The organism is Kitasatospora sp. NPDC057518, from assembly GCF_042802075.1.
Taxonomy (GTDB): Bacteria; Actinomycetota; Actinomycetes; order Streptomycetales; family Streptomycetaceae; genus Kitasatospora.
On the sequence record NZ_JBHVEU010000773.1, the window covers coordinates 1 to 1,646 of the forward strand.

The following is a 1,646-nucleotide window of genomic DNA, read 5'->3' on the forward strand; positions in this document are numbered from 1 at the left end:
GGGCCGGAGCGCGCCCGCCGTCCGGACGGCCGCCGAGCGCTGGCGGCCGGGTCCGGGGCGTGGTCGGCTGGGGCCGATGCGTGTGCGAACGGCATCGTCCGGCCGTGTCCGGCGTCGTTCGGCACCCTTCCGGCACCCTTGCTGGCGCGCTGCCGGACCCGCCCACCCGACAGGGGACCCACCATGACCATCACCGAGAACGGACTCAGGATCGCCTCGCCCCAGGCGATCGCCGACCTGCACGCCGGCCTGCCCGACTTCGAGCAGGCCCTCGCCTTCTACCACCAGCACCTGGCGCCGGACACCGCCGTCGACCTGTCCGTCGCGGAGAACGTCCTGCTCTACCACGACTCGATGCAGCGGGACGTCTTCGAGAAGATCCGGCTGATCCCCGAGCTGAACATCAAGTACATGGCCCCGGTCGGCATCCCGTGGCTGCGTCAGCAGGCGGCGGACCTGCTCACCCGGGCGTTCGGCCGCACGGTCGTGATGGAGGACGTCTTCGGCTGCGCCGGGGTCTCCTCCGCGCTGGAGTGCATCGCCTACGGGCTCATGCGGCGGCAGGGGACGGGCGGTGTGCCGCTCAAGCCCGGGGACGAGGTGCTGATCCCGGCGCCGTACTGGCAGGGCTTCAACTGGTCGTTCCAGGAACGGCCCAAGCTGAAGTGCGTCCCGGTGCACCTGCCCACCCACGGGGAGGACCGCTACCGGCTCACCCTGAACCTGATCGTGAACGCCTACGAGGCGCGGAAGGAGGCCGGGCACAACCCGCGGCTGCTCGTCCTCACCAATCCGCACAACCCGCTGGGCGTCAACTACCCGAAGGAACTCCTCGACGAGATCTACGGCTGGGCGCTCGCGCACACCGACCTCCACATCATCTCCGACGAGATCTACTGCCACTCCCAACTCGACACCGGGACGACGCCGTTCACCAGCGCGGTGGCCCTGGACGCGTACCAGGAGCACACCGACCGGGTCCACCTGGTCTGGGGCTTCGCCAAGGACTTCGGGCTGTCCGGCTTCCGCACGGGCTTCGTCATCTCCAAGAACGAGGCCGTGCACCGCGCCATGCTCGGCAGCGACGACCCGGCCGAACAGACCCGCGCGCTGCCCTGGTTCACCCCGTTCGACTCGCTGAAGACCTACGTCATCGGGGAGCTGTTCAAGGCCACCGTCGACGGGGAGCCCTACCCGGTGTACGCGATGCGCGAGTACCGCACGCTGCTGAGCGCGAGCTTCCGCAGGACCAAGGACGCCCTGGACGCCGCCGGGATCGAGTACGTCCACCAGGACGGCGACAACGCCGCGATGTTCTTCTGGCTCGACCTCACCAGGTACCTCGGCAAGCGCGCGCCCGGCGAGCACGTGAACGGGCTGCCGGCCATCGGGCCGGACGGGCTCGACCCGAACGAGGAGTGGCTGTTCCGCTACCTCGCCGCCAAGCCCACCGAGGTCTCCCTGCTGCCCGGCGGGACCATGCACAACGCGGAGCCGGGCTTCTTCCGGCTCTGTTTCACCAGCCGGATGCCCGACGACGTCGAGGCCGCCGTGCGGCGGGTGGGCGTGGCGCTGCAGCAGCTGAAGTAGCCGGAGCGGCCCAAGCGGCTCAGGTAGTCGTACGGCGAGCGGCACCGGGTACGCCC

General features: G+C 70.2%; 1 protein-coding gene. It reads left to right on the forward strand.

Annotation, left to right across the window (positions count from 1 at the left end; genetic code table 11):
- Window positions 1-183: 183 nt before the first annotated feature.
- On the forward strand, window positions 184-1,590 hold the full coding sequence (locus ACFU7Z_RS39295) for a pyridoxal phosphate-dependent aminotransferase (RefSeq protein WP_074003772.1): 1,407 nt from the start codon (window positions 184-186) through the stop codon (window positions 1,588-1,590).
- The last annotated feature ends 56 nt before the right edge of the window (window positions 1,591-1,646 follow it).